The organism is Pseudomonas sp. WS 5503 (genome assembly GCF_012985385.1).
Classification (GTDB): Bacteria; Pseudomonadota; Gammaproteobacteria; order Pseudomonadales; family Pseudomonadaceae; genus Aquipseudomonas; species Aquipseudomonas paracarnis.
Map to the genome: position 1 here is coordinate 268,089 of NZ_JAAQWI010000002.1, position 23,148 is coordinate 291,236.

20 protein-coding genes are annotated in these 23,148 nt (G+C 62.3%); 6 read left to right on the forward strand and 14 right to left on the reverse strand.

Going from position 1 to position 23,148, the window contains the following annotated elements; all coding sequences use genetic code 11:
- The first annotated feature begins 222 nt into the window (after nt 1–222).
- On the forward strand, nt 223–1,614 hold the full coding sequence (locus tag HBO10_RS06995; RefSeq protein ID WP_034128965.1) for an L-cystine transporter: 1,392 nt from the start codon (nt 223–225) through the stop codon (nt 1,612–1,614).
- A gap of 112 nt (nt 1,615–1,726) precedes the next feature.
- Here HBO10_RS06995 and HBO10_RS07000 read toward each other — a convergent pair whose 3' ends face one another.
- The gene (locus HBO10_RS07000; protein WP_034128966.1) at nt 1,727–2,239 is read right to left on the reverse strand and encodes a dihydrofolate reductase; all 513 of its coding nucleotides are present in this window, start codon (nt 2,237–2,239) and stop codon (nt 1,727–1,729) included.
- 69 nt (nt 2,240–2,308) lie between these two features.
- Here HBO10_RS07000 and HBO10_RS07005 point away from each other — a divergent pair, with 69 nt between their 5' ends.
- Both HBO10_RS07005 and HBO10_RS07010 read left to right on the forward strand, forming a co-directional pair.
- Entirely contained in the window at nt 2,309–3,688 is a 1,380-nt protein-coding gene (locus HBO10_RS07005) for a DUF2868 domain-containing protein (protein WP_034128967.1), read from the forward strand.
- A complete protein-coding gene (locus tag HBO10_RS07010) occupies nt 3,681–5,048 on the forward strand; it encodes a DUF3482 domain-containing protein (RefSeq protein WP_034128968.1) in 1,368 nt (455 codons plus the stop codon). The genes HBO10_RS07005 and HBO10_RS07010 overlap by 8 nt, the downstream gene beginning before the upstream one ends.
- Nucleotides 5,049–5,077: 29 nt before the next feature.
- Here HBO10_RS07010 and HBO10_RS07015 read toward each other — a convergent pair whose 3' ends face one another.
- From HBO10_RS07015 to HBO10_RS07040, 6 genes are all read right to left on the reverse strand, one after another.
- On the reverse strand, nt 5,078–6,205 hold the full coding sequence (locus HBO10_RS07015) for a TIGR03364 family FAD-dependent oxidoreductase (RefSeq protein WP_034128969.1): 1,128 nt from the start codon (nt 6,203–6,205) through the stop codon (nt 5,078–5,080).
- A gap of 123 nt (nt 6,206–6,328) precedes the next feature.
- Nucleotides 6,329–7,342 carry a putative 2-aminoethylphosphonate ABC transporter substrate-binding protein gene (locus HBO10_RS07020; RefSeq protein WP_034128970.1) on the reverse strand — a complete coding sequence of 338 codons (1,014 nt, stop codon included), beginning with the start codon at nt 7,340–7,342 and terminating at the stop codon, nt 6,329–6,331.
- 22 nt (nt 7,343–7,364) lie between these two features.
- The gene (locus HBO10_RS07025; RefSeq protein ID WP_034128971.1) at nt 7,365–9,077 is read right to left on the reverse strand and encodes a putative 2-aminoethylphosphonate ABC transporter permease subunit; all 1,713 of its coding nucleotides are present in this window, start codon (nt 9,075–9,077) and stop codon (nt 7,365–7,367) included.
- 1 nt (nt 9,078) lies between these two features.
- Nucleotides 9,079–10,143: a putative 2-aminoethylphosphonate ABC transporter ATP-binding protein gene (locus HBO10_RS07030; protein WP_034128972.1), complete on the reverse strand. Its 1,065-nt coding sequence runs from the start codon at nt 10,141–10,143 to the stop codon at nt 9,079–9,081.
- Between the two features lie 224 nt (nt 10,144–10,367).
- Nucleotides 10,368–11,231, reverse strand: a complete 864-nt coding sequence (locus HBO10_RS07035) for a LysR family transcriptional regulator (protein ID WP_034128973.1) — start codon at nt 11,229–11,231, stop codon at nt 10,368–10,370.
- Between the two features lie 16 nt (nt 11,232–11,247).
- The gene (locus tag HBO10_RS07040) at nt 11,248–13,566 is read right to left on the reverse strand and encodes a heavy metal translocating P-type ATPase (RefSeq protein ID WP_034128974.1); all 2,319 of its coding nucleotides are present in this window, start codon (nt 13,564–13,566) and stop codon (nt 11,248–11,250) included.
- 85 nt (nt 13,567–13,651) lie between these two features.
- On the opposite strand from HBO10_RS07040, the gene cadR reads away from it, so the two are divergent.
- Complete coding sequence (cadR, locus tag HBO10_RS07045) at nt 13,652–14,092, forward strand: Cd(II)/Pb(II)-responsive transcriptional regulator (RefSeq protein WP_003195185.1); 441 nt, start codon at nt 13,652–13,654, stop codon at nt 14,090–14,092.
- Nucleotides 14,093–14,161: 69 nt separating this feature from the next.
- Here cadR and HBO10_RS07050 read toward each other — a convergent pair whose 3' ends face one another.
- The gene (locus tag HBO10_RS07050) at nt 14,162–14,995 is read right to left on the reverse strand and encodes a thymidylate synthase (protein WP_014720362.1); all 834 of its coding nucleotides are present in this window, start codon (nt 14,993–14,995) and stop codon (nt 14,162–14,164) included.
- 51 nt (nt 14,996–15,046) lie between these two features.
- Nucleotides 15,047–15,859 carry a prolipoprotein diacylglyceryl transferase gene (gene lgt / locus HBO10_RS07055; protein ID WP_003195189.1) on the reverse strand — a complete coding sequence of 271 codons (813 nt, stop codon included), beginning with the start codon at nt 15,857–15,859 and terminating at the stop codon, nt 15,047–15,049.
- A gap of 216 nt (nt 15,860–16,075) precedes the next feature.
- Here lgt and HBO10_RS07060 point away from each other — a divergent pair, with 216 nt between their 5' ends.
- Nucleotides 16,076–16,822 carry an NRDE family protein gene (locus HBO10_RS07060; RefSeq protein ID WP_034128975.1) on the forward strand — a complete coding sequence of 249 codons (747 nt, stop codon included), beginning with the start codon at nt 16,076–16,078 and terminating at the stop codon, nt 16,820–16,822.
- Nucleotides 16,823–17,142: 320 nt separating this feature from the next.
- Here HBO10_RS07060 and HBO10_RS07065 read toward each other — a convergent pair whose 3' ends face one another.
- The 3 genes from HBO10_RS07065 to HBO10_RS07075 form a co-directional block, all read right to left on the reverse strand.
- Nucleotides 17,143–17,307, reverse strand: coding sequence for a hypothetical protein (locus HBO10_RS07065; protein WP_155290866.1), 165 nt, complete (start codon nt 17,305–17,307; stop codon nt 17,143–17,145).
- A 131-nt stretch (nt 17,308–17,438) separates the two neighbouring features.
- Entirely contained in the window at nt 17,439–19,718 is a 2,280-nt protein-coding gene (ptsP, locus tag HBO10_RS07070) for a phosphoenolpyruvate--protein phosphotransferase (RefSeq protein WP_014720364.1), read from the reverse strand.
- 22 nt (nt 19,719–19,740) lie between these two features.
- Nucleotides 19,741–20,220 (reverse strand): RNA pyrophosphohydrolase, encoded by a 480-nt coding sequence (locus HBO10_RS07075; RefSeq protein ID WP_003176750.1) that lies wholly within the window; start codon nt 20,218–20,220, stop codon nt 19,741–19,743.
- Between the two features lie 143 nt (nt 20,221–20,363).
- Between HBO10_RS07075 and HBO10_RS07080 the strand changes: the two genes are divergently transcribed.
- Nucleotides 20,364–21,020 (forward strand): HAD family hydrolase, encoded by a 657-nt coding sequence (locus HBO10_RS07080; RefSeq protein WP_034128976.1) that lies wholly within the window; start codon nt 20,364–20,366, stop codon nt 21,018–21,020.
- A gap of 105 nt (nt 21,021–21,125) precedes the next feature.
- Here the strand turns inward: HBO10_RS07080 and HBO10_RS07085 are convergent, their stop codons facing one another.
- Both HBO10_RS07085 and ilvA read right to left on the reverse strand, forming a co-directional pair.
- On the reverse strand, nt 21,126–21,539 hold the full coding sequence (locus HBO10_RS07085) for a DUF2269 family protein (RefSeq protein WP_034128977.1): 414 nt from the start codon (nt 21,537–21,539) through the stop codon (nt 21,126–21,128).
- Nucleotides 21,540–21,579: 40 nt separating this feature from the next.
- Entirely contained in the window at nt 21,580–23,094 is a 1,515-nt protein-coding gene (ilvA, locus tag HBO10_RS07090) for a threonine ammonia-lyase, biosynthetic (RefSeq protein ID WP_034128978.1), read from the reverse strand.
- Nucleotides 23,095–23,148: the final 54 nt, after the last annotated feature.

Sequence of the window (23,148 nt, forward strand, 5' to 3'; positions counted from 1 at the left end):
GAAAGACATCGACGCTAACAAATCCGTATGACAGTTATCGCCCGAGCGCGACCGCTGACGTCGCGATTGCGCCAAGGGCATACGCCTGGGCGTCAAACGCTTATTCCAAAAACGACAGTCGCCATTCCATATTGGTATTAAATCAATATATTTCAAGCTGTTAGGCTTCCCGGTTCGCAATCGCAGGCTCACGCGATTGGCTGCCTTCTCAACGGAGCTTCAATGAATCTGCCCCTGATTCTCAATTTATTGGTGTTCGTGGCCCTGTTGCTGGGCCTGGCACAAACTGGCCGTACTAACTGGAGCCTCGCCAAGAAGGTGCTGTTCGCCCTGGTGCTTGGCGTGCTGTTCGGTGCGGCGTTGCATACGATCTACGGCGACGGCAACCCGGTGCTCAAAGCTTCGATCGGCTGGTTTGACCTGGTCGGCAACGGCTATGTGCAACTGCTGCAAATGATCGTGATCCCGCTGGTATTCGCCTCGATCCTCAGTGCCGTGGCGCGCCTGCACAACGCCTCGTCCCTGGGCAAGATCAGCTTCCTGACCATCGGCACGCTGCTGTTCACCACGGCCATCGCGGCCCTGATCGGCATCGGCCTGACCAACCTGTTCGGCCTCACTGCCGAAGGCCTGGTGGCCGGCACCCAGGAAATGGCGCGCCTGCAAGTGATCCAGAGTGATTACGCGGGCAAGGTTGCCGACCTGAATATCCCGCAGTTGCTGCTGTCGTTCGTACCGGCCAACCCGTTCGCCGACCTGGCCCGGGCCAAGCCGACGTCGATCATCAGCGTGGTGATTTTCGCCGCGTTCCTTGGGGTTGCCGCGCTGCAACTGCTCAAGGACGACGTGGAAAAAGGCCAGAAAGTCCTTAACGCCATCGACACCCTGCAAGCCTGGGTGATGCGCCTGGTGCGCCTGGTGATGAAGCTGACCCCCTACGGTGTGCTGGCGCTGATGACCAAAGTGGTCGCCGGTTCCAACCTGCAAGACATCATCAAGCTGGGCAGTTTCGTGGTGGTGTCGTACCTGGCCCTGGGCCTGATGTTCGTGGTGCACGGCCTGCTGCTGTCCTTGGCCGGGATCAACCCGCTGCGCTTCTTCCGCAAGGTGTGGCCGGTGCTGACTTTCGCCTTCACCAGCCGCTCCAGCGCTGCAAGCATCCCGCTGAGCATTGAAGCGCAGACCCGTCGCCTGGGCATCCCGCAATCCATCGCCGGCTTCGCCGCCTCGTTTGGCGCGACCATCGGCCAGAACGGTTGTGCCGGTCTTTACCCTGCGATGTTGGCGGTGATGGTCGCGCCGACCGTGGGCATCAACCCGTTGGACCCGCTGTGGATCGCGACCCTGGTGGCGATAGTGACCTTGAGTTCGGCGGGCGTTGCCGGCGTGGGCGGCGGTGCGACCTTTGCCGCGCTGATCGTGCTGCCGGCCATGGGCTTGCCGGTGTCACTGGTGGCGCTGTTGATTTCCGTGGAGCCGCTGATCGACATGGGCCGTACGGCGTTGAACGTCAATGGTTCGATGACGGCGGGGGCGATTACCAGCCAGATCATGGGGCAGACGGATAAAGCGTTGCTGGATGCCGATGAGCATGCCGAACTGGCGCAGGCATAAAGGCTTATAACCTGTAGGAGCGAGCTTGCTCGCGAAGAACCTGAGGGCGCCGCGTTCATTCAGAATGCACGCGTCATCGTTGACGATCTTCGCGAGCAAGCTCGCTCCTACACTAGTTGCGCTCCCACACCTCGAAGTTGTAGGCCGGCTTATCACCCTCAGCCGGATTCTCGACATTCGACACCAGCTTCCACTGGTTCCCATCAAACTGCGGAAACCACGCATCCCCTTCCGGGCTCAGCGCCACGCGGGTCAGGTACAAGCGATCGGCCTGTTCCAGCCCCTGCGCATACAACTGCGCGCCGCCGATCAGCATCAGCTCGTCCACGCCTTGCGCCTTGGCCCATTCCTCAGCGCGCTCGACCGCTGCACCCAGTGAAGGAAAAACTTCCGCACCTTCCAGCACAAGATCGGTCTGACGGCTGACCACCAGGTTCAAGCGCCCCGGCAGCGGTCGGCCCAGGGAATCCCAGGTCTTGCGCCCCATGATGATCGGCTTGCCAAGGGTGGTGGCTTTGAAATATTTGAAATCCCCCGGCAAATGCCAGGGCATGCTGTTGTCGACGCCGATCACACGGTTTTCACCGAGGGCTGCGATCAGGCTTAAAGGGAGAGTTTTTTTCATGGCGACGAGAATACCAGAGCGGCGAGCCAGCGGTTATGCTCCAACCTCATCAACACGGCAGGACGGCGCGTGACTGCACTGAACCCGCTGCACAGACTTTGGCTGACAGAAACCGTGCGCCTGCGGGAAGAACACGCCGGCCCCCTGGAAGACCTGGAAGCCAACCGCTTGGCCCGCACCGCCGGGGGCGACCTGGCCACGCGCATCCAGCAGCGTGCGCTGCACCTGGCCGAGCGCGATGGTTTGGCCGCCGCGCTCAGCCGCTGGCTGCAAGGCGCACGCCTGGCGCTGTTGTTACTGGCGGCGGTGGCCGTCATCAGCGGCGCCGGTTTGGCGTTCGCCGCGCTGGGTAATGGCCTGGCCCCGGTGAATGTGTTCTGGGCCTTGGGCAGCCTGCTCGGCCTGAACCTGATCTTGCTGATCAGTTGGGCCCTGGGGCTGTTGTTTGCCGGCGAACACAGCGCCAGCCTTGGCCGGCTGTGGTTGTGGCTCAGCGAGAAACTGGCCCGTGACGCCAAGGCCGCGCAACTGGCCCCGGCGTTGTTGCTGTTGCTGCAACGGCAAAAACTCAATCGCTGGGCGGTGGGTGTGCTGGTCAACAGCTTGTGGTTGCTGGCCTTGCTCAGCGCCCTGGTGATCCTACTGACTCTGCTCGCCACCCGCCGCTATGGGTTTGTGTGGGAAACCACCATTCTCGGCGCCGATACCTTTGTCGCCGTGACCCAGGCCCTCGGCACACTCCCGGCTCTGCTCGGTTTCAATGTGCCCACCGTGGAGATGATCCGCGCCAGCGGCGACTCCGCGCTGAATATCGAAAGCGCCCGCCAGGCCTGGGCGGCCTGGCTGGTGGGCGTGTTGCTGGTCTACGGTCTGCTGCCGCGGTTGATCCTTGCCTTGCTGTGCCTGTGGCGATGGAAACGCGGGCGCGCAGCGTTGCACCTGGACCTCAACCTGCCCGGCTACGCCCAACTGCGCGAACGCCTGATGCCCAGCAGCGAGCGCTTGGGGGTCAACGATGTGGCGCCCGATCACCTGCACCCGATCAGCGGCGGCGCAAGTGAGCTGGAGAGTGATGGCGCCTTGCTGGTCGCCATCGAACTCGACGACCAACACCCTTGGCCCCCCAAACTGCCTGCCAACGTCAAGAACGCCGGCATCCTCGACAGCCGCGAATCACGCAACAAACTGCTGGAGCAACTCAGCCGTTTCCCACCCGCGCGCCTGGCCATCGCCTGTGACCCGCGCCGCTCGCCCGACCGTGGCAGCCTGGCACTGATCGCCGAGCTGGCACGCAGCGCCACCGACACTCGCGTATGGCTGCTGCAGGCACCACCGGGCCAGGCGCTGGACGCCGAGCGCCTGGGCGACTGGCATGCCGCGTTGCAACAGCTTGAAGTGTCGTTTGCCGATTGCGCGCCGCTCACTTGGCTGGAGACAGGTCATGACTAAACCGCTGAAACTCGCCGTGGTCGGCCATACCAACGTGGGCAAAACCTCATTGTTGCGCACCCTCACCCGCGATGTCGGCTTTGGCGAAGTGTCCCATCGCCCCAGCACCACGCGGCACGTGGAAGGTGCACGCCTATCGGTAGATGGCGAAGCTTTGCTGGAGCTGTACGACACTCCCGGCCTGGAAGACGCCATCGCCCTGCTCGATTACCTGGAACGCCTCGACCGCCCCGGCGAACGCCTGGATGGCCCTGCGCGGCTGGCGCGTTTCCTGGAAGGCAGCGAGGCGCGCCAGCGTTTCGAACAGGAAGCCAAGGTGCTGCGCCAGTTGCTGGCCTCCGATGCCGGCCTGTACGTGATCGACGCTCGCGAGCCGGTGCTGGCCAAGTACCGCGACGAACTGCAAGTGCTGGCCAGTTGCGGCAAGCCGTTGTTGCCGGTGCTCAACTTTGTCAGCAGCAGCGACCACCGCGAACCGGACTGGCGCGAAGCCCTGGCCCGCCTCGGCCTGCATGCGCTGGTGCGTTTCGACAGCGTGGCACCGCCCGAAGACGGCGAACGCCGGCTGTATGAAAGCCTGGCCCTGCTGCTGGAAAACTCACGGCCGCAGTTGGAACGCCTGATCCTCGATCAAGAAGCCCAGCGCCAGGCTCGCCAGCAAAGCGCCGCCCGCTTGATCGCCGAACTGTTGATCGACTGCGCGGCCTGCCGTCGCAGTGTGACAACCGAGAATGAGCCCCAAGCCGTCAGCGACTTACGCAAGGCCGTGCGCCAACGCGAACAAAAGTGCGTTGAAGCCCTGCTCAAACTGTTCGGCTTTCGCCCACAGGACGCGGCGGCCAGCGACCTGCCGCTGCTCGACGGTCGCTGGGGCGATGACTTGTTCAACCCCGAAACCCTCAAGCAACTTGGCGTGCGGGTCGGCGGCGGGATAGCTGCCGGAGCCGCTGCCGGTGCTGGCGTGGATCTACTGGTCGGCGGCCTGACCCTTGGCGCCGCGGCCCTGGCAGGCGCTATCGCCGGTGGCGCCCTGCAAACCGCACGCAGCTACGGCAGTCGCCTGCTCGGCAAGATCAAGGGCCAGCGCGAGCTGACCGTCGACGACAGCGTGCTGCGCCTGCTAGCCCTGCGCCAGCGCCAGTTGCTCAAGGCCCTGAACCTGCGCGGCCATGCGGCAATGCACAGCATCAAGGTCGATACGCCCCAGGACAAAACCTGGCGCGAGGGCAAACTGCCCGACGCCTTGAACAAAGCCCGCGCCTATCCGCAATGGTCATCCCTCAACCCTCACGCGAAACTAAGCCAGGCCGAGCGCCAGGAGCAGGTTGAAGCCCTGGCCCAACGCCTGGACCAGACCTGAACCGCCAATGCCTGCCTGTTCCGGGTTCATCACGCTTCTCCCCATAACCTGCGGATATTGCGCTCGGCCATGGCCGGCCCCACGCTCATCCCTACGCCGGTGTGCATCAAGGCAGCGCTGACGCCAGGTGCCGCCTGCACAAACGAAAACGGCCCGGGGCCGCGAGCGCCGTAGACGCCTTGCCAGCGCTCGACCACCTGGATGTTGCACCCCAGGGTCTGCTGCGCCAGCTCGATCATCCAGTCATCGATCTGCTCGGCATTGAAGGGCGACGGGTCGCTGTCGTAATGGTGGGAGTCGCCGATGATCAGTTCGCCATGGGGCGTGGGGCTGATCAGTAGGTGAATGCCGTGTTCCTGCAGATGTGGCGTTTCGCGCAGAATCTGCGCCTGGACCACAGCGGCTTCCGGCAGGTCGGCGAAAGCGCCGTAATGCACGCAACTCAAGCCGGTGAGCAGCGCGTGTTGCAGGTTCAGATTAAGCACCGGCCGCGCACGCAGCATTTGCAGGCGGCAGGTGTGCGGGTTGAGCGGGGCGATGGATTCGGCCAGCAGGGTCTGATAGTCGTGGCCTGAACAGACAACGATCTGCTCCCCGCGAAAGCTGCCGGCCGTGCTGTGCAGCTGGCCCGGCTCTACCTCACGTACCAGCGTGGAGAAGTGAAACTCCACGTGCAAGTGCTGGCTCAGGTAATGGATCAGCGCCGGGATCGCCTCGCGGGAGTACAGCTGCTGGTCATCCTTGCCATGCAAGGCGGCGCGGTGATGGCGGAACTGGCCAGCGTACAGGTCGTTCATGGCAGCGCCCTGCAGCAGCTCGACGTTGTAGCCGTGCTCCCGCGCGCGCCCGGCGCAGAAGGCTTCGAGCAGATGTTCTTCGGCTTCGGTGCGGGCGAACAGGTAGGAGCCATTGCGCTTGAGCGCCAGGCCCGCCGCTTGCGCCCACTGGCCCCAGATTTCGCGGCTTTCCCGCGCCAGGTCGAGCATTGGCCCTGGTGGTTGACCGGTGACCAGTGCTTGGCCGAAGTTGCGCACTGAGGCGCCCAATGGCGTGGCGCTGCGCTCGAACACCTTGACCTTGAGGCCGCGCCTGGCGGCGGCATAGGCGTGGGAGAGGCCGAGGATGCCGGCGCCGACGACTAACAGATCACTACTCATACTGTCCTCTGGTTCCCGCGCTCCGCGTGGGAATTCATCCGGTGACGCTCCGCGTCACGACCTTTAAAAGCGGACGCGGAGCGTCCAGAGCGGCGTTACCACGCGGAGCGTGGGAACGATCGGTTACTGTTTTTCCGACTTACCGTCATAACGCTTACGCCATTCGGCCAGGATGCTGTCACGGTTCCTGGAAGCCCAGACAAAGTCGTTCTTGATCAACCGTTGCTCATAGTCCGCCGGCAATTCGGTCTGCGGCTTGGCGATACCCGGTTGCGCGAGCACGGCGAAGTTTTCCTTGTACAGGTCCATCGCCGCGGTGCTGGCAGAGAAGTCGGCGAGTTTTTTCGCCGCGTCGGCATGGGCAGTGCCCTTGATCACAGCGGTGGCTTCGATCTCCCAGCCCAGGCCCTCTTTGGGCAGGATGATCTCCAGCGGCGCGCCCTGGCGTTTGAGCTGAACCGCCGGGTATTCGAAGGAAATGCCAATCGGGAACTCACCGGACGCCGCCAGCTTGCACGGCTTGGAGCCGGAGTGAACGTACTGGCCGATGTTCCGGTGCAGGTCGTCCATGTACAGCCAGCCTTGCTTCTCGCCGAAGGTCTGGAGCCAGGCGCTGACATCCAGGAAGCCGGTGCCTGAAGACGCCGGGTTAGGCATCACGATCTTGCCCTTGTATTCGGGCTTGGTCAGGTCCTGCCAGCTCACCGGTTTGGTGAGGCCCTGCTTCTCGGCTTCGACGGTGTTGAAGCAGAGGGTGGCGGCCCACACGTCCATGCCCACCCAGGCCGGAGGGTTGGCGGCGTCGCGGTAATGCTTGCCGATCTTGTCCAGGTCCTTGGGCGCGTAGTTGTCGAGCATGCCTTGCTGATCGAGGATCGCCAGGCTGGAGGCGGCCAGGCCCCACACTACGTCAGCCTGGGGGCGGTCTTTCTCGGCCAGCAGTTTGGCGGTGATGATGCCGGTGGAGTCGCGCACCCACTTGATCTCGACGTCGGGGTTGGCCTGTTCGAAAGCTTTTTTGTAGGTCTTCAATTGCTCGGCTTCAAGGGCCGTGTACACGGTCAACTCGGTCTTGGCGAAGGCATTCAGACTGAATGCCGTGAGGACTGCAGCGACCAGCGCCAGGGGCTTGAACATGGAGCACCTCCTTCAGGGATGTTTATTGGCCAGGTGCGCGCTGGCGCCAGGCTTGGGAGCGGCGCAGCGCGCCACGTGAAGCCCACGCCAGCAGCAGCGAGACGCTGGCCGAGGTGAACAGGATCAGGGTCGACATGGCCGCCGCGCCGCCCACATTGCCGGCGTCGTCCATGTTCAGCACGGCGACGGCGGCGAGGATGGTGTCGGGGCTGTAGAGGAAAATTGCGGCGGACACGGTGGTCATCGCCGAGACAAACAGGTAGCGCAGGATGTCCAGCAGCGCCGGTAGACAGATCGGCACCGTGACGCGCAGATAGTGGCGGTACAACGGTGCCTTGAGGGACAACGCAGCGGCTTCGAACTCGGCGTCCAACTGGCGCAAGGCGGTGGTCGCGGTCATCTGCGCGGTGGTCAGGTAGTGCGCAATGGTGCACACCACCAGCAACGCCATGCTGCCGTACAACACATGCAGCGGGTTGCCGTTGAGGTTGAAGAAAAACACGTAGCCCAACCCCAGGACCAGGCCCGGCACGGCCATCGGCACGAAGCTGAGCATGCGCAGCGCCAGGTTCAGGTTCTTCTGGCCCTTGGTTTTTTCCATCAGGTAGGCGCCGGTGAAAATCAGCACGCTGCCGATCAACGCCGTACACAGCGCCATGGTCAGGCTGTTGCGATAGGCCAGCCAGCCGCCGCCGGCGGTGTCTTCGAATTGGTAGTGGTTGAGCGACAGCGACAGGTTGTAGGGCCAGAACTTCACCAGCGAGGAATAGACCGCCATGCCGAACACCAGCAGCAACGCCGCGCAAATCAGCAGCACGATGGCCAGGTAGCACCCGTCGCGCAGCCTCGATGACGCTGGCTGGAACACCTGGGCGCGGCCGCTCATCGCGTCGCCATGCCGACGGCGCAACCACGCATCCACACCAAAGCTGAACAGCGCCGGCAGCAGCAACACCATGCCGATCAACGCGCCGCGACCGAACTGTTGCTGGCCCACCACCGCCTTGTAGGCTTCCAGCGCCAGCACCTGATAATCGCCGCCCACCACCACCGGTACTCCGAAGTCGGTGATGGTCAGGGTGAACACCAGGCAGAAAGCGGCGAACACCGCCTGGCGCGTGGCCGGCCAGGTAATGCTGCGAAACGCCCGTGCCGGGCTGGCGCCCATGCTCGAAGCGGCGTCGAACAAACGCGCATCCGCCAAGGACAGCGCGGACAGCAAAATCATCAAGGCATGGGGAAAGGTGTAGATCACCTCACCGAGCACAATGCCCCAGAAACCGTAGATATTCTCCGAGAACAAACCCCGCAGCAGGCCCTGGTTGCCGAACAGATAAACCAGGGCAATACCCGGCAGCATCGACGGCGCCATCAATGGCAGCAATGACAGGCCACGCCAGATGGACTTGCCGGGGATCAGCGTGCGTTGCAGGGCATAGGCAAACAGATAGGCCAGCGGTACGACGATGGCCGCCACGCTGAGGGAAACTTTCAGGCTATTGCCCAGCAACCAGTGAAAGTTGGTGCTGCTCAGCAGTTCGCGAGCGGCTACCAGGCCACCGCCCTGCCCGGCTTCGCTGCTGAAGCCGCGCCAGAAGATAGCCAACAGCGGCAACAGCACCGCCACCATTAACAGGCCCAGCCAGAGCCATTTGCCGCCGACCACGAAGAGGCGGTCGCCCCACTCGGCTCGGGACACCTGGCGCGGTACCGGCAATGTCATCACAGCCCCCATCTCAGGCAAACACCTGCAGGCTGCGCGGCGGCAACGCCACCCAGATGTCCTGGGCGCCCAGGCGCGGCATCGCTTCCGGCGCCAGTTCAGCCAGCAACGGATGGCCCGGCAACTGTTCCAGCTCAAAGCTCATGCGGCAGCGGTTGCCGAGAAAGGTGATCTCGCGAACCTTGGCCGGGAACAGGTTTTCTTCATGCACCGGTGGGTTGACGCAAATGGCTTCCGGGCGGCAGAACAAGCGGCCGGACTGGGCGACACCGGCGTCCTCAGCCAGGCGCATGTTCAACCCACCCACCTGAGCATGGCTGGCGCTGTTACGGCTGAACGGCAACCAGTTGCCCTGGCCGACAAACTCTGCCACGAACGGCGTGGCCGGGCGGTCGTAGATTTCCTGGGGCGTGGCGTACTGCTCGACCTTGCCGTTGTTCATCACGGCAATGCGGTCGGCCATCAACATGGCTTCGTCCTGGTTGTGGGTCACCATCAAGGTGGTGATGCCCAGGCGCCGCTGCAGTTGGCGCAGTTCGGTGCACAGGTGCTCGCGCACCCGGGCATCGAGGGCCGACATCGGCTCATCCAACAGCAATAACGACGGCGCCGGCGCCAGTGCGCGGGCCAGGGCGACGCGCTGTTGCTGGCCGCCGGAGAGTTGGCCGGGGTACTTCTTTTCGCTGCCCCCCAGGCCCACCAGCTCAAGCATCTGCGCGACCCGCTTGCGCACTTCATCGCGGCCGCTGCCGGTGAGGCCGTAGCCGATGTTCGCTTCAACGCTGAGGTTGGGAAACAACGCATAGGACTGGAACAGGATGCCGTAGTCCCGCGCCTGGGGTGGCAGCAGGGACACGTCCCGCTCGCCCAGGTAAAGCTCACCGCTGTCCTGGCGCTCCAGGCCGGCGATGCAGCGCAGCAGTGTGGTCTTGCCACAGCCGGAAGGGCCCAGCAGGCACACCAGCTCGCCAGCGGCGACGTCCAGGGAGACGTTGTCCAGCGCGGTGAAGGCGCCAAAGCGTTTCTGGATTGCGCGCACTTTCATCGGTGCGCCGGGTTGGGTCAGGGCTGTGTGCATGGTGGCACCTCATCGAACGGATGAAGGCCATGCTAGGGAGGCAATGCGTAGCGGGTGTGGCAGAAAGGCAAAAAGAGGTGATAGTGGTATTGGTGGATTTGTGTAGGACTCACGACCGCTATCATGATCGTTCCCACGCTCTGCGCGGGAATGTCTCTAGTGACGCTCCGCGTCACGGACGCGGAGCGTCCTGGGCGGCGTTCCCACGCGGAGCGTGGGAACGATCAGAGGGGTGACATTTCCTGAGCCAGGCCAAGGAACGCCGCCGGCAGGCGCGCTCCTTTGCGCTCCTTGAGGCAATACAGATACTCCGGAATCTGCGGTGCATTCTCGATAGTCAGCACGCGCAACTGCGGGTCATGGGGCACTTCCTGGCGGGCGATGATGCTGATGCCGATATTGCGCAGCACCGCCTCGCGAATCGACTCACGGCTGCCAATCTCCAACAACGGGCCATATCCGACGCCCGCATTCTTCAACATCTCTTCCGTCAGCCTGCGGGTAGTGGAGCCCGCTTCACGCATCAGCAAGGTATGCCCGACTAGCGCGCTCAACGTTACGTGATCGAGCTTGGCCAACGGGTGATTGCGGTGCACCGCCAGCACCAGCGGGTCGGTGCCCAGCACGCGGCGGATCAGCCGGGCGTCTTCCAGCAATTGCGATGAGGCCGCGACATCGACGCGGTAATCGTCCAGCGCCTCAAGCACCTGCTGGGAGTTGCCGATTTCCACCGACACGTCCACCTGGGGCAGGCGCTCGCGAAAGGCTTTGACCAGATCGAGGATGTAATACGGCGCCGTTGCGGCAATTCTCAGCGCACCCTGGACCTGGCCGTTGTTGCGCAGGAAAAACTCGATATCCGCTTCCTGCTGCAACAGCGCCTTGACCATCGGCAATAGCCGCGCGCCTTCGTCGCTGACGGTGAGGCGGCGGCCGCCACGGTAGAACAACTCGACGCCGTAGTGGCTTTCCAGGTTGCGAATCTGGGTGGTCACCGTGGGCTGGCTCAAGCCGAGTTTCTTCGCCGCCTGGGTAATGCTGCCCAGGCGGGCGACCATGAAAAACGCCTTTAACTCAGCACTCAGCACACCACCCTCTCATCCTCTATTTGCGCACCAGGCGCAGGCCATTGAACACCACCAGCAGGCTCACGCCCATGTCGGCGAAGACCGCCATCCACATGGTCGCCATGCCCATGAACGTGACGGCCAGGAAGATCGCCTTGATCACCAGCGCCAGGGCGATGTTCTGCTTGAGGATACTCGACGTTTGCCGCGACAACCGAATGAAAGCCGGAATCTTGCGCAAATCATCGTCCATCAGCGCCACGTCGGCGGTCTCGATAGCGGTGTCAGTGCCCGCCGCGGCCATCGCAAAGCCGATCTCGGCACGGGCCAGGGCCGGGGCGTCGTTGATGCCATCACCCACCATGCCCACCCGATGGCCCTGGCCGTAGAGGGTTTCGATGGCTTGCAGCTTGTCGGTGGGCAACAGGTCGCCCTGGGCCTGGTCGATACCCACCTGGGCCGCAATGGCCTTGGCAGTGTGGGTGTTGTCGCCGGTGAGCATCAGGGTCTTGATGCCTAGGTCGTGCAACTGCTGAATGGCTTCGCGGCTGCTCTCCTTGACCGTGTCGGCCACGGCAAACAGCGCCAGCGGGCCAGACTTGTCCAACAGCAACACCACGGACTTGCCTTGTTTTTCCAGGGCAAAGAGTTTCTCTTCCAAGGCCTCGGAACACAGACCGAGGTCTTCCACCAGGCGGTGGTTACCCAGGTGATAGGTCTGGCCGTTGATATCACCCCGCACACCGCGCCCGGCCAGGGCTTCGAAGTTATCCACAGCGTGAGTCGACAGGTTTTTATCCACAGCCGCGTTGGCAATCGCCAGGGACACCGGGTGATCGGAACGCGATGCCAAGCTGGCCGCCAGGGCCGGCGCGCTGTCTTCGATGTTCGGGAACAGCGGCAGGTAGTCGGTTTGCACCGGTTTGCCGTGGGTGATGGTGCCGGTCTTGTCGAGGGCCAGGTAGTCGAGCTTGTAGCCGCCCTCCAGGTACACTCCGCCCTTGATCAGGATGCCTTTGCGCGCCGCCGCCGCCAGGCCGCTGACAATGGTCACCGGGGTGGAGATCACCAAGGCACAAGGGCAGGCCACCACCAGCAGCACGAGGGCGCGGTAGATCCAGTCAAACCACACGCCCGCCATGAACAGCGGCGGAATCACCGCCACACCGAGGGCAAACAGGAAGACAGCCGGGGTGTAGACCTTGGAGAAACTGTCGACAAAGCGCTGGGTCGGTGCGCGTGCGCCTTGAGCCTGTTCCACCGCGTGGATGATCCGCGCCAGCGTGGAGTTGTTGGCCGCGGCGGTGACCTTGTACTCCAGGGAACCGGCCTGGTTGATGGTGCCGGCAAACACCTTATCGCCCACGGTTTTTTCAATCGGCAGGCTTTCCCCGGTGATCGGTGCCTGGTCGATGGTGGACTGGCCGGCCGTGACTTCACCGTCGAGCCCGATGCGCTCGCCGGGTTTTACTCGGACAATCGCGCCAAGATCAATGCTCTTGACCTCTTGTTCCAGCCAGGAACCATCGGCCTGGCGCACCGTGGCCTGTTCCGGGGTCATCTGCATCAGGCCGCTGATGGCGTTGCGCGCTCGGTCCAGGGACTTGGCCTCAATCAACTCGGCCACGGTGAACAGGAACATCACCATCGCCGCTTCCGGCCACTGGCCAATCAGGATCGCGCCCGTCACCGCGATGCTCATCAAGGCATTGATATTGAGGTTGAAGTTCTTCAGGGCAATCCAGCCCTTCTTGTAGGTGGTAAGGCCGCCGCTGAGAATCGACACCAACGCCACCAGCGCGATTACCCAGGTGGGCGCCACACCAGTGAAGTGCAACACCTCTGCCCCCAGGGCACCCACGCCCGACACCGCCAGCGGCCACCAATGTTTCTTGGCGGGCGGCGCGGCGGCGGGGCTGCCTTCTTCGATAGGGTCGGCCTGCATGCCGATGGACTTGATTGCCTCAATGATCGGCGCCGTGTTCGGCAGGTCATGGGTGACGCCGAGGATGCGGTTGATCAGGTTGAATTCCAGTTGCTGCACGCCAGCGAGCTTGCCCAGCTTGTTCTGGATCAGCGTCTGCTCGGTAGGGCAATCCATGGCTTCGATGCGGAAGGTGCTCAGGCGCGAGCCGGCGGTGGGCGCTTCACTCAAGGTCACGATGGCAGGCCCGGCAGCGCCGGAGCAGCAGGAGCCGGAATGGCCGTGGTTATCCACAGGCGTGAGTTTGGCGGGCCCATGGTCATGTTTGTGATCATGGTCATGAGCGTGATCGTGATCGTGATCGTGATCGTGATCGTGATCGTGATCATGCTTGTGGTCGTGCTTGTGCGGGGTATGAATGGAGTGGCTCATCAGGTCGCGTCCGTAAAGGTGCCTGTTGCCAAGTAAAGACCCTGTAGCCACTATAGGGTCAAGCACCCATTTGGAGATTGCTGCGATGAAGATCGGCGAACTGGCCAAACTCACCGATTGCCCGGTGGAAACCATCCGTTATTACGAGAAGGAAAACCTGCTGCCGCCCCCGGCACGCACCGACGGCAACTACCGCGTATACACCCAGGCGCATACCGAGCGACTGACCTTTATCCGCAACTGCCGCAGCCTGGACATGACCCTCGAAGAAATCCGCAGCCTGCTGGGGCTGCGTGACAGCCCCCAGGACCAGTGCGAAAGCGTGAATGCGTTGATCGACGAGCATATCCATCATGTGAAAGCGCGGATCGACGGATTACTGGCCTTGCAGGAACAACTGCTGGACTTGCGTCAACGCTGCGGCGGCGGTAACCAGTGCGGGATCTTGCAGCAGTTGGAGGTCAGCGGCGGGATTGCGGCCAGCGAGGCCGAGCCTTCGCATGTGGGCAGAAGCCACGGCCATTAACTCAGGTGAACACCAAACCCATGTGGGAGCTGGCTTGCCTGCTCCCACAGTTTCCTACTGCAACAGGCTTTAGATCGCCACGTCGGCCTTGATGCTTGGGTCGGCGTCGTAGCCCACGATTTCGAAGTCTTCGAACTTATAGTCGTAGATCGACGCAGGCTTACGCTTGATCACCAGTTCCGGCAGTTTTTTCGGCGTACGCGCCAACTGGGTCTGGATCTGCTCCATGTGGTTGCTGTAGGCGTGGGTGTCGCCCGTGGTGACGATGATCTCGTGGGGGATCAGGTCGCACTGCTGGGCCAGCATGTGGGTCAGCAACGCCAGCGCGGCAGTGTTGTACGGCAGGCCCAGGAACACGTCGGAGCTGCGGATATACAGCTGCATCGACAGATGGCCGTCATGCACGAACGCCTGGTAAAGCAAATGGCACGGCGGCAAGGCTTGCTTGCCATTACGCGCGTTTTCCTGCGGGCTCTGGGTTTCGTCCGGCAGGTATTCAACGTTCCAGCCGTGGAACAGGATGCGACGGCTGTTGGGGTTGGTCTTGAGCGTGTGCACCATGTAGTCGATCTGGTTGATCGTGCCGCCGTCCTTGGTCGGCCAGGCAGTCCACTGCTCGCCGTAGACCGGGCCCAGGTCGCCGTCTTCGGTGGCCCACTCATCCCAAATCTTCACGCCATTTTCGTTGAGCCACTTGATGTTGGTGTTGCCGCTCAACATCCAGATCAGTTCGTTGGCGATGCTTTTGAAGTGCAGCTTCTTGGTGGTCAGCAGCGGGAAGCCGTCGGCCAGGTTATGCCGATACTGACGCGCAAACACAGCCTTGGTACCGGTGCCCGTGCGGTCGCCCTTGGTCAGGCCATTGGTCACGACGTCCTGCAGCAGTTCGAGATATTGCTTCATGTTTTTACCCGTATCGTTGAAGCCAAGACCTCCTGGTCTTGGCATTCGAATTTAAAGCGCGGCGTTCTTCAGCGGCTGCGGGCGATTGTACGCCCACCACAGCATGCCCAGGCCCGCCAGGATCATCGGCAGGCTAAGCACCTGACCCATGGTCAGCCAGCCCCACGCCAGGTAGCCCAACTGCGCATCCGGTACCCGTACGAATTCGACGATAAAGCGGAAAATCCCGTAGAACAGCGCGAACATGCCCGACACGGCCATGGTTGGGCGTGGCTTGCGCGAGAAGATATAGAGAATAAGGAACAGCGCCACACCTTCCAACGCGAACTGGTACAGCTGCGACGGGTGGCGCGGCAATTGCGCCGGGTCGCTGAACGGCGGGAACACCATCGCCCACGGTACGTCGGTCGGCTTGCCCCACAACTCGGCGTTGATAAAGTTACCAATGCGCCCGGCGCCCAGGCCGATCGGCACGAAGGGTGCGACGAAGTCCATCAGTTGGAAGAACGACTTGCCATTGCGCCGACCAAACCACCAGGCGGCAATCATCACACCGATAAACCCGCCGTGGAACGCCATGCCGCCCTTCCACACTTCGAAGATCAGGGTCGGGTTGGCGAGATACGCAGACAGGTCGTAGAACAGCACATACCCCAGGCGCCCGCCGACGATTACGCCCATCGACATCCAGAACACCATGTCGGAGAGCTTCTCCTTGGTCCAGGTCGGGTCGAAACGGTTCAGGCGCCGGGAAGCCAGCAGCCAGGCACCGCCGATGCCGATCAGGTACATCAACCCGTACCAATGGATTTTCAGCGGACCGATGGCCAGGGCCACCGGGTCGATCTGCGGGTAAGGCAGCATTGCGACTCCTCGTTAAAACATTTAGTCATGACGCACCGGACCATGCCGATGTGCGATTAAGCCTGCGTTACAGCTGCGAGATCAAATTAAGAAGTACACATACACACCAAACAGCCCGGCATGTTAACGGATCAGAGGTGCGCGGCCCAACTTCGAGACGATGGAACACCGGCGCGTCTGTGGGTAGAGTGGCAAAAACACAAAAGGGGTCACCCGATGTGCCTGATTGTTTTCGCCTGGCGACCGGGCCATGCCCAACCGCTGATCGTTGCGGCCAACCGCGATGAGTTCTACGCCCGCCCCAGCCTGCCGCTGGCCCAGTGGGCAGATGCGCCCCAGGTCTATGCCGGTCGCGATCAGGAGGCCGGGGGCACCTGGCTAGGGATGAACGCGGATGGGCGCTTTGCCGCCCTGACCAATATCCGCGACCCGCACCAGCCACCGGCACGCAAGTCTCGCGGCGAACTGGTTGCGCGGTTTCTCAGCGGTTCGCTGCCGATCGACGATTATTTGGCCGATGTAAATGGCCGCTCGATTGAATATGCCGGGTTCAACCTGCTGGTGGGCACGCGGGATGAGCTGTGGCACTACAACGCCAATGATACCGAGCCGACGCGATTGAAGGCTGGGGTGTACGGGTTATCCAATGCCGGGCTGGATACACCATGGCCGAAGCTGGTGAAGGCCAAAGCAGCGTTCAGCGCCGTGCTGGAAAACCCCGAGCCTGAGGCACTGCTGGGAATTCTCAGCGACCCGCAGACTGCCCCGTTTGCTGAGTTGCCGGACACCGGCGTAGGCCTGGCGACCGAAAGCCTGCTGTCGAGCGTGTTTATCGCCAGCCCCAGTTATGGGACACGGGCGAGCACGGCGCTGATCGTGAATGCCGATGGGACGCGGCGGATGCTGGAGCGCAGCTTTGGCCCGCACGGGGGGCGGCTGGGTGAGGTGGACCTGATGTTTTAGCGCCAATTGCAGCGAGCTGTGGATAACTTGCGGGTTGTCGATGGTCATCAACTCGGCGAGCAAGTCCTTGGCCCTGCTCAATTCCATCTGGCGCAGCGTCCACTTCACTTTGATCGTTCCCACGCTCTGCGTGGGAACGCCTCTTGTGACGCTCTGCGTCACGCTCTAAAAGCCGACTTTGATCGTTCCCACGCTCTGCGTGGGAACGCCTCTTGTGACGCTCTGCGTCACGCTCTGCGTCACGCTCTAAAAGCCGACGCGGAGCGTCCAGGGCTGCATTCCCACGCAGAGCGCGGGAACGATCTGCTAGAAGCTCGCTCCTACAGGGTCTTGGCCGAGGCCGGGTTGATCATCCGGGTCAACCCCAGGTTTTTCAGCGCCAATTGCAGCGAGCTGTGGATAACTTGCGGGTTGTCGATGGTCATCAACTCGGCGAGCAAATCCTTGGCCCTGCTCAATTCCACCTGGCGCAGCATCCACTTCACTTTGATCGTTCCCACGCTCTGCGTGGGAACGCCTCTTGTGACGCTCTGCGTCACGCTCTAAAAGCCGACGCGGAGCGTCCAGGGCTGCATTCCCACGCAGAGCGCGGGAACGATCTGCTAGAAGCTCGCTCCTACAGGGTCTTGGCCGAGGCCGGGTTGATCATCCGGGTCAACCCCAGGTTTTTCAGCGCCAATTGCAGCGAGCTGTGGATAACTTGCGGGTTGTCGATGGTCATCAACTCGGCGAGCAAATCCTTGGCCCTGCTCAATTCCACCTGGCGCAGCATCCACTTCACTTTCGGCAAGTTGGTGGCGTTCATCGACAGGCTGTCAAAGCCCATCGCCATCAACAGCACCGCCGCCGCCGGGTCACCGGCCATTTCGCCGCAGATACTCACCGGCTTGCCTTCGGCATGGGCGTCGCGCACCACGTGTTGCAGCGCTTGCAGCACCGCCGGGTGCAGGTAGTCGTAGAGGTCGGCCACCCGTGGGTTGTTACGGTCCACGGCCAGCAGGTACTGGGTCAGGTCGTTGGAGCCTACCGACAGGAAGTCCACCTGCCGCGCCAGTTCCTTGGCCTGGTACACCGCCGCAGGGATTTCGATCATCACGCCAATCGGCGGCATCGGCACATCGGCGCCTTCGTCGCGCACTTCGCCCCAGGCGCGGTGGATCAGGTGCAGGGCTTCTTCCAGTTCATGGGTGCCGGAGATCATCGGCAGCAGGATACGCAGGTTGTTCAAGCCCTCGCTGGCCTTGAGCATGGCACGGGTCTGGACGAGGAAGATTTCGGGATGGTCGAGGGTAACGCGAATACCGCGCCAGCCAAGGAAGGGGTTGTCTTCCTTGATCGGGAAATAGGACAGTGACTTGTCGCCGCCAATATCCAGGCTGCGCATCGTCACCGGTAACGGGTGGAAGGCTTGCAGTTGCTCGCGATAAATCGCCAGCTGCTCCTTCTCGCTCGGGAAACGCTGGTTGATCATGAACGGCACTTCGGTGCGGTACAGACCCACCCCTTCGGCGCCGCGTTGTTGCGCACGGGCTACATCCGCCAGCAGGCCGGTGTTGACCAGCAGCGGTACGCGGTGGCCGTCGGGGGTGACACACGGCAGCTCGCGCAGCGAATCCAGGCCCTGGGCCAGTTGCTTCTCTTCTTCCACCACCTCGGCGTATTGCTTGCGCAGCACGTCGCTGGGGTTGGTGAACACCTCGCCGCGATGCCCATCGACGATCATGTCGATGCCATCGACCTTGGAGTACGGCAGGTCCACCAGGCCCATCACCGTCGGGATACCCATGGCCCGGGCCAGGATCGCCACGTGGGAGTTACCCGAACCCAATACCGAAACCAAGCCCACCAGCTTGCCTTCAGGCACTTCGCCAAGCTGGGTGGCGGTCAACTCTTCACTGACCAGGATGGTGTTATCGGGGAAGACCATGTTGGTGCTGCGGTCTTCCTGCAGGTACGCCAACAGACGTCGCCCCAGGTCGCGCACATCCGATGCGCGCTCGCGCAGGTAGGCGTCGTCCATCATTTCGAAACGGTTGACGTGATCGGTGACCACCTGGCGTAACGCGCCCTGGGCCCACTGGCCGGTCTTGATCACGGTCTTGACTTCGTTACCCAGGGACGCGTCGTCGAGCATCATCTGGTACACGTCAAACAGCGCACGCTCTTCGGGGCGCAGCTGGGTGGCCAGCTTGGTCGACAGGTTGCGCATGTCGGCGCGCACGCCTTCGAGGGCGGTCTTGAACAATTTGATTTCGGCGTCGATGTCACTGACGGTCTTGTCCGGCACCACATCGAGGTCGGCGGGCGGCAGCATGACCACCGCGGTACCCACCGCAGCGCCTGGCGAACCCGGTACGCCGACGAACTTGGCTTCCTGGATGCCCTTGCCCTGGCGCCCCAGGCCGCGAATCGAGCCGGTCGCTTCGGCGTGGGCGATAACCCCGGCCAGTTGCGCGCTCATGGTCACCAGGAAGGCTTCTTCGCCTTCGTCGAACTGGCGACGCTCTTTTTGCTGGATGACCAACACGCCGACAACACGGCGGTGGTGAATGATCGGTGCGCCAAGGAACGAGGCGTAGCGCTCTTCACCGGTTTCGGCAAAGTAGCGATAACGCGGGTGATCGGCCGCGTTCTCGAGGTTCAGGGGTTCTTCACGCGTCCCCACCAGGCCCACCAGACCTTCATTGGGCGCCATGCTGACCTTGCCGATGGAGCGCTTGTTCAAGCCCTCCGTGGCCATCAGCACAAAACGGTTGGTCTCGGGGTCCAGCAGGTAAACCGAGCAGACCTGGCTGCCCATGGCTTCCTTGACGCGCAACACAATAATCCCCAACGCCGCCTTGAGATCCTTGGCGGAGTTAACTTCCTGGACGATCTTGCGCAGCGTATTGAGCATGGCTCGGGGTCGAACTCCGTCGTCAGTCGCGCGCTAAAAGGCGCGGGGCAAGCTCTTTGAGAGCGCGACGATAAACCTCGCGCTTGAATGTCACCACCTGGCCCAACGGATACCAATAGCTGACCCAGCGCCAGCCATCGAACTCCGGTTTACCGGTCAAATCCATCCGCACCCGCTGCTCGTTGGAGATCAGGCGCAAAAGAAACCATTTCTGCTTCTGGCCGATGCACAGCGGTTGGCTGTGGGTACGCACCAGGCGTTGCGGCAAACGATAGCGCAACCAGCCACGGGTACAGGCCAGAATTTGCACATCTTCGCGCTCAAGGCCGACTTCTTCGTTCAACTCACGGTACAAGGCGTCTTCAGGGGTTTCGTCGGGGTTGATTCCACCTTGAGGAAACTGCCAGGCATCTTGGTTGATTCGGCGAGCCCATAGCACCTGTCCGGCATCATTCGTCAGAATAATGCCGACATTAGGACGGAAACCATCGGGGTCGATCACGGCAACAACCTCGCAAACGCATGTCGCCGCATTGTTCCACAAAGGTTGTTCCAGCGGCAACGAGGCTTCTTACCTTATGTGCACTCTTGTGAAAAGACCGTATTCTGGACGCCTTTTTACAGACTTTTCAGCGAGTAACTGCAATGCGCCTGGCTTTATTCGACTTGGACAATACCCTTCTGGGCGGTGACAGCGATCACGCCTGGGGCGATTACCTGTGTGAACGCGGGATTCTCGACGCGGTAGCCTACAAGGCCCGCAACGACGAGTTCTACCAGGACTACCTGGCCGGCCGGCTGGATAACGCCGCCTACTTGAACTTCTGCCTGGAAATCCTCGGCCGCACCGAGATAGCCCAGCTGGACGCGTGGCACAACGACTACATGCGCGACTGTATCGAGCCCATCATGCTTCCCAAGGCCGTTGAACTGCTGGCCAGGCACCGCGCCGCCGGTGACAAGCTGGTGATCATCACCGCCACCAACCGCTTCGTCACCGCGCCGATTGCCGAACGCCTGGGCGTCGAGACCCTGATTGCCACCGAGTGCGAAATGGTGGATGGCCGCTATACCGGGCGCAGTACCGATGTGCCGTGCTTTCGCGAGGGCAAGGTGACACGTTTGAACCGTTGGTTGGAAGAAACCGGTTATAGCCTGGAAGACAGTTACTTCTACAGCGACTCGATGAATGATTTGCCGTTGCTGGAGCAGGTGACGCACCCGGTGGCAGTGGATCCGGATCCGAATCTTCGTGCTGAAGCCCAGAAACGGGGTTGGCCGGTGATTACGCTGCGCAGTTGACAACGCTATCGCAGGCAAGCCAACTCCCACATTTTGACCCTGTTTTCATGTTGGAATCCGGTCAAGTGTGGGAGCTGGCTTGCCTGCGATGAAGGCGACGCGGTTTCAAACAGGCTTGGCGCCCATGAGCCCTGCAATCGCCACAAACCCCACCAGGCTGACCACCGCCAGCACCAGGGTGAAATTCAGGCTCCCGCCCTCGCCCTTGCGCAGCCGATTGAGCCGCGCCACCAGCCAGAACCAGGCCAGCGCCGCCACGGTGTAGAGGATGCTGGAGCCCAAGATCCAGGTTTGCCCCAATGGCCAGCCGAGCAAGTGCACCAGCCACCATCCGGTAAAGGGCATGCTCACCAGGCAAATTCCCATCAGCAGCCATACAAATGCCCAGGGGCGCTGCACGGTCGCGGCCGGGCCGGCGCTGCGTTTACGCCACGCCAATACGGCCAGGCCGAGGCCGCTGAGCAGCAGCAATGCGGTGGCGGTGATGTGGATCACCTTGAGGGTGGTCAGCGTTTCCATGGTCTCTATTCCTTATAGGCCGCTCAGTCAGCGTAGTCGCTCAACCGAGGAACAGCTGGTAAGCCGGGTTTTCGCTTTCATCCCAGTACGGGTAACCGATTTGCGCCAACGCGGCAGGCACCAGGTGGCGCTCGTCCGCCGGTACTTGCAAGCCCGCCACCACTCGGCCGTCAGCCGCGCCGTGGTTGCGGTAGTGGAACATCGAGATGTTCCAGCGCCCGCCGAGCTTGTGGAGAAAGTTGAACAACGCCCCCGGCCGCTCCGGAAACTCGAAACGAAACACCAGCTCGTCGCTGACTTTGGCAGCATGCCCGCCGACCATATGGCGAATGTGCAACTTGGCCAGTTCGTTCTCGGTAAGGTCCAGCACCGGGAAACCCTGGCTGGTCAGGCTGGCCACCAACGCGCTGCGCGGGTCGTTCTCCGGGTGGGTCTGCACGCCGACGAAAATGTGCGCTTCGCTGCCGGAGTGGTAGCGGTAATTGAATTCGGTGATCTGGCGCTTGCCCACCGCCTCGCAGAAGGCCTTGAAGCTGCCCGGCCGCTCGGGGATGGTCACCGCGATGATGGCCTCACGACCTTCACCCAGTTCGGCGCGCTCGGCCACATGGCGCAAACGGTCGAAGTTGACGTTGGCGCCCGAGTCGATGGCGACAAAGGTCTGGCCGCTGACACCGCGGGTCTCGACGTACTTTTTGATCCCGGCCACGCCCAGCGCGCCGGCCGGCTCGGTGATGGAGCGGGTGTCGTCGTAGATGTCCTTGATCGCCGCACAGATTTCATCGGTGCTGACGGTGATCACTTCATCCACATAGTCTTTGCAGATGTCGAAGGTGTGCTGGCCGATCTGCGCCACTGCCACGCCGTCGGCAAAGAGGCCGACGGTCGGCAATACCACGCGCTCGCCCGCCGCCATGGCGGCTTGCAGGCAGTTGGAATCGTCCGGCTCCACGCCGATGATCTTGATCTCCGGGCGCAGGTATTTCACGTACGCCGCAATCCCGGCGATCAGGCCGCCGCCGCCCACCGGTACGAAAATCGCGTCCAGCGGCCCTGGGTGCTGGCGCAGGATTTCCATCGCCACGGTGCCCTGCCCGGCAATGGTGTGCGGATCATCGTAGGGGTGGATGTAGACGTAGCCTTTTTCGTCGACCAACTTGAGCGAGTAGGCCAGGGCTTCCGGGAAGGAATCACCGTGCAACACCACTTTGCCACCACGGGAGCGCACGCCTTCGACCTTGATCTCCGGGGTGGTCTTGGGCATCACGATGGTGGCTTTCACCCCCAGCACCTTGGCCGCCAGGGCCAAGCCCTGAGCATGGTTGCCGGCCGACGCGGTGACGACGCCGCGCGCACGTTCTTCGGCACTGAGCTGGGTCAGCTTGTTGTAGGCGCCGCGAATCTTGAACGAGAACACCGGCTGCAAGTCTTCGCGCTTGAGCCAAATCTTGTTACCCAGCCGCTCGGAGAGCTGGCGGGCAGTCTGCAAGGGGGTTTCGACAGCGATGTCGTAAACGCGCGAGGTGAGGATTTTTTTGACGTAGTGTTCAAGCATCGGCAGGCATCTACTTCACGGGTTGGGCAGGGCCAAGGAGTCTAACCCAGCGTT

Coding starts and splice junctions, on each gene's coding strand:
- HBO10_RS07050 (WP_014720362.1), bottom strand. CDS start 14,995: ATGAAGCAATATCTCGAACTGCTGCAGGACGTCGTGACCAATGGCCTG.
- HBO10_RS07010 (WP_034128968.1), top strand. CDS start 3,681: ATGACTAAACCGCTGAAACTCGCCGTGGTCGGCCATACCAACGTGGGC.
- HBO10_RS07030 (WP_034128972.1), bottom strand. CDS start 10,143: ATGCACACAGCCCTGACCCAACCCGGCGCACCGATGAAAGTGCGCGCA.
- HBO10_RS07000 (WP_034128966.1), bottom strand. CDS start 2,239: ATGAAAAAAACTCTCCCTTTAAGCCTGATCGCAGCCCTCGGTGAAAAC.
- HBO10_RS07020 (WP_034128970.1), bottom strand. CDS start 7,342: ATGTTCAAGCCCCTGGCGCTGGTCGCTGCAGTCCTCACGGCATTCAGT.
- HBO10_RS07040 (WP_034128974.1), bottom strand. CDS start 13,566: ATGAGCCACTCCATTCATACCCCGCACAAGCACGACCACAAGCATGAT.
- HBO10_RS06995 (WP_034128965.1), top strand. CDS start 223: ATGAATCTGCCCCTGATTCTCAATTTATTGGTGTTCGTGGCCCTGTTG.
- cadR (WP_003195185.1), top strand. CDS start 13,652: ATGAAGATCGGCGAACTGGCCAAACTCACCGATTGCCCGGTGGAAACC.
- HBO10_RS07085 (WP_034128977.1), bottom strand. CDS start 21,539: ATGGAAACGCTGACCACCCTCAAGGTGATCCACATCACCGCCACCGCA.
- HBO10_RS07015 (WP_034128969.1), bottom strand. CDS start 6,205: ATGAGTAGTGATCTGTTAGTCGTCGGCGCCGGCATCCTCGGCCTCTCC.
- ptsP (WP_014720364.1), bottom strand. CDS start 19,718: ATGCTCAATACGCTGCGCAAGATCGTCCAGGAAGTTAACTCCGCCAAG.
- HBO10_RS07025 (WP_034128971.1), bottom strand. CDS start 9,077: ATGGGGGCTGTGATGACATTGCCGGTACCGCGCCAGGTGTCCCGAGCC.
- HBO10_RS07060 (WP_034128975.1), top strand. CDS start 16,076: ATGTGCCTGATTGTTTTCGCCTGGCGACCGGGCCATGCCCAACCGCTG.
- ilvA (WP_034128978.1), bottom strand. CDS start 23,094: ATGCTTGAACACTACGTCAAAAAAATCCTCACCTCGCGCGTTTACGAC.
- HBO10_RS07080 (WP_034128976.1), top strand. CDS start 20,364: ATGCGCCTGGCTTTATTCGACTTGGACAATACCCTTCTGGGCGGTGAC.
- lgt (WP_003195189.1), bottom strand. CDS start 15,859: ATGCTGCCTTACCCGCAGATCGACCCGGTGGCCCTGGCCATCGGTCCG.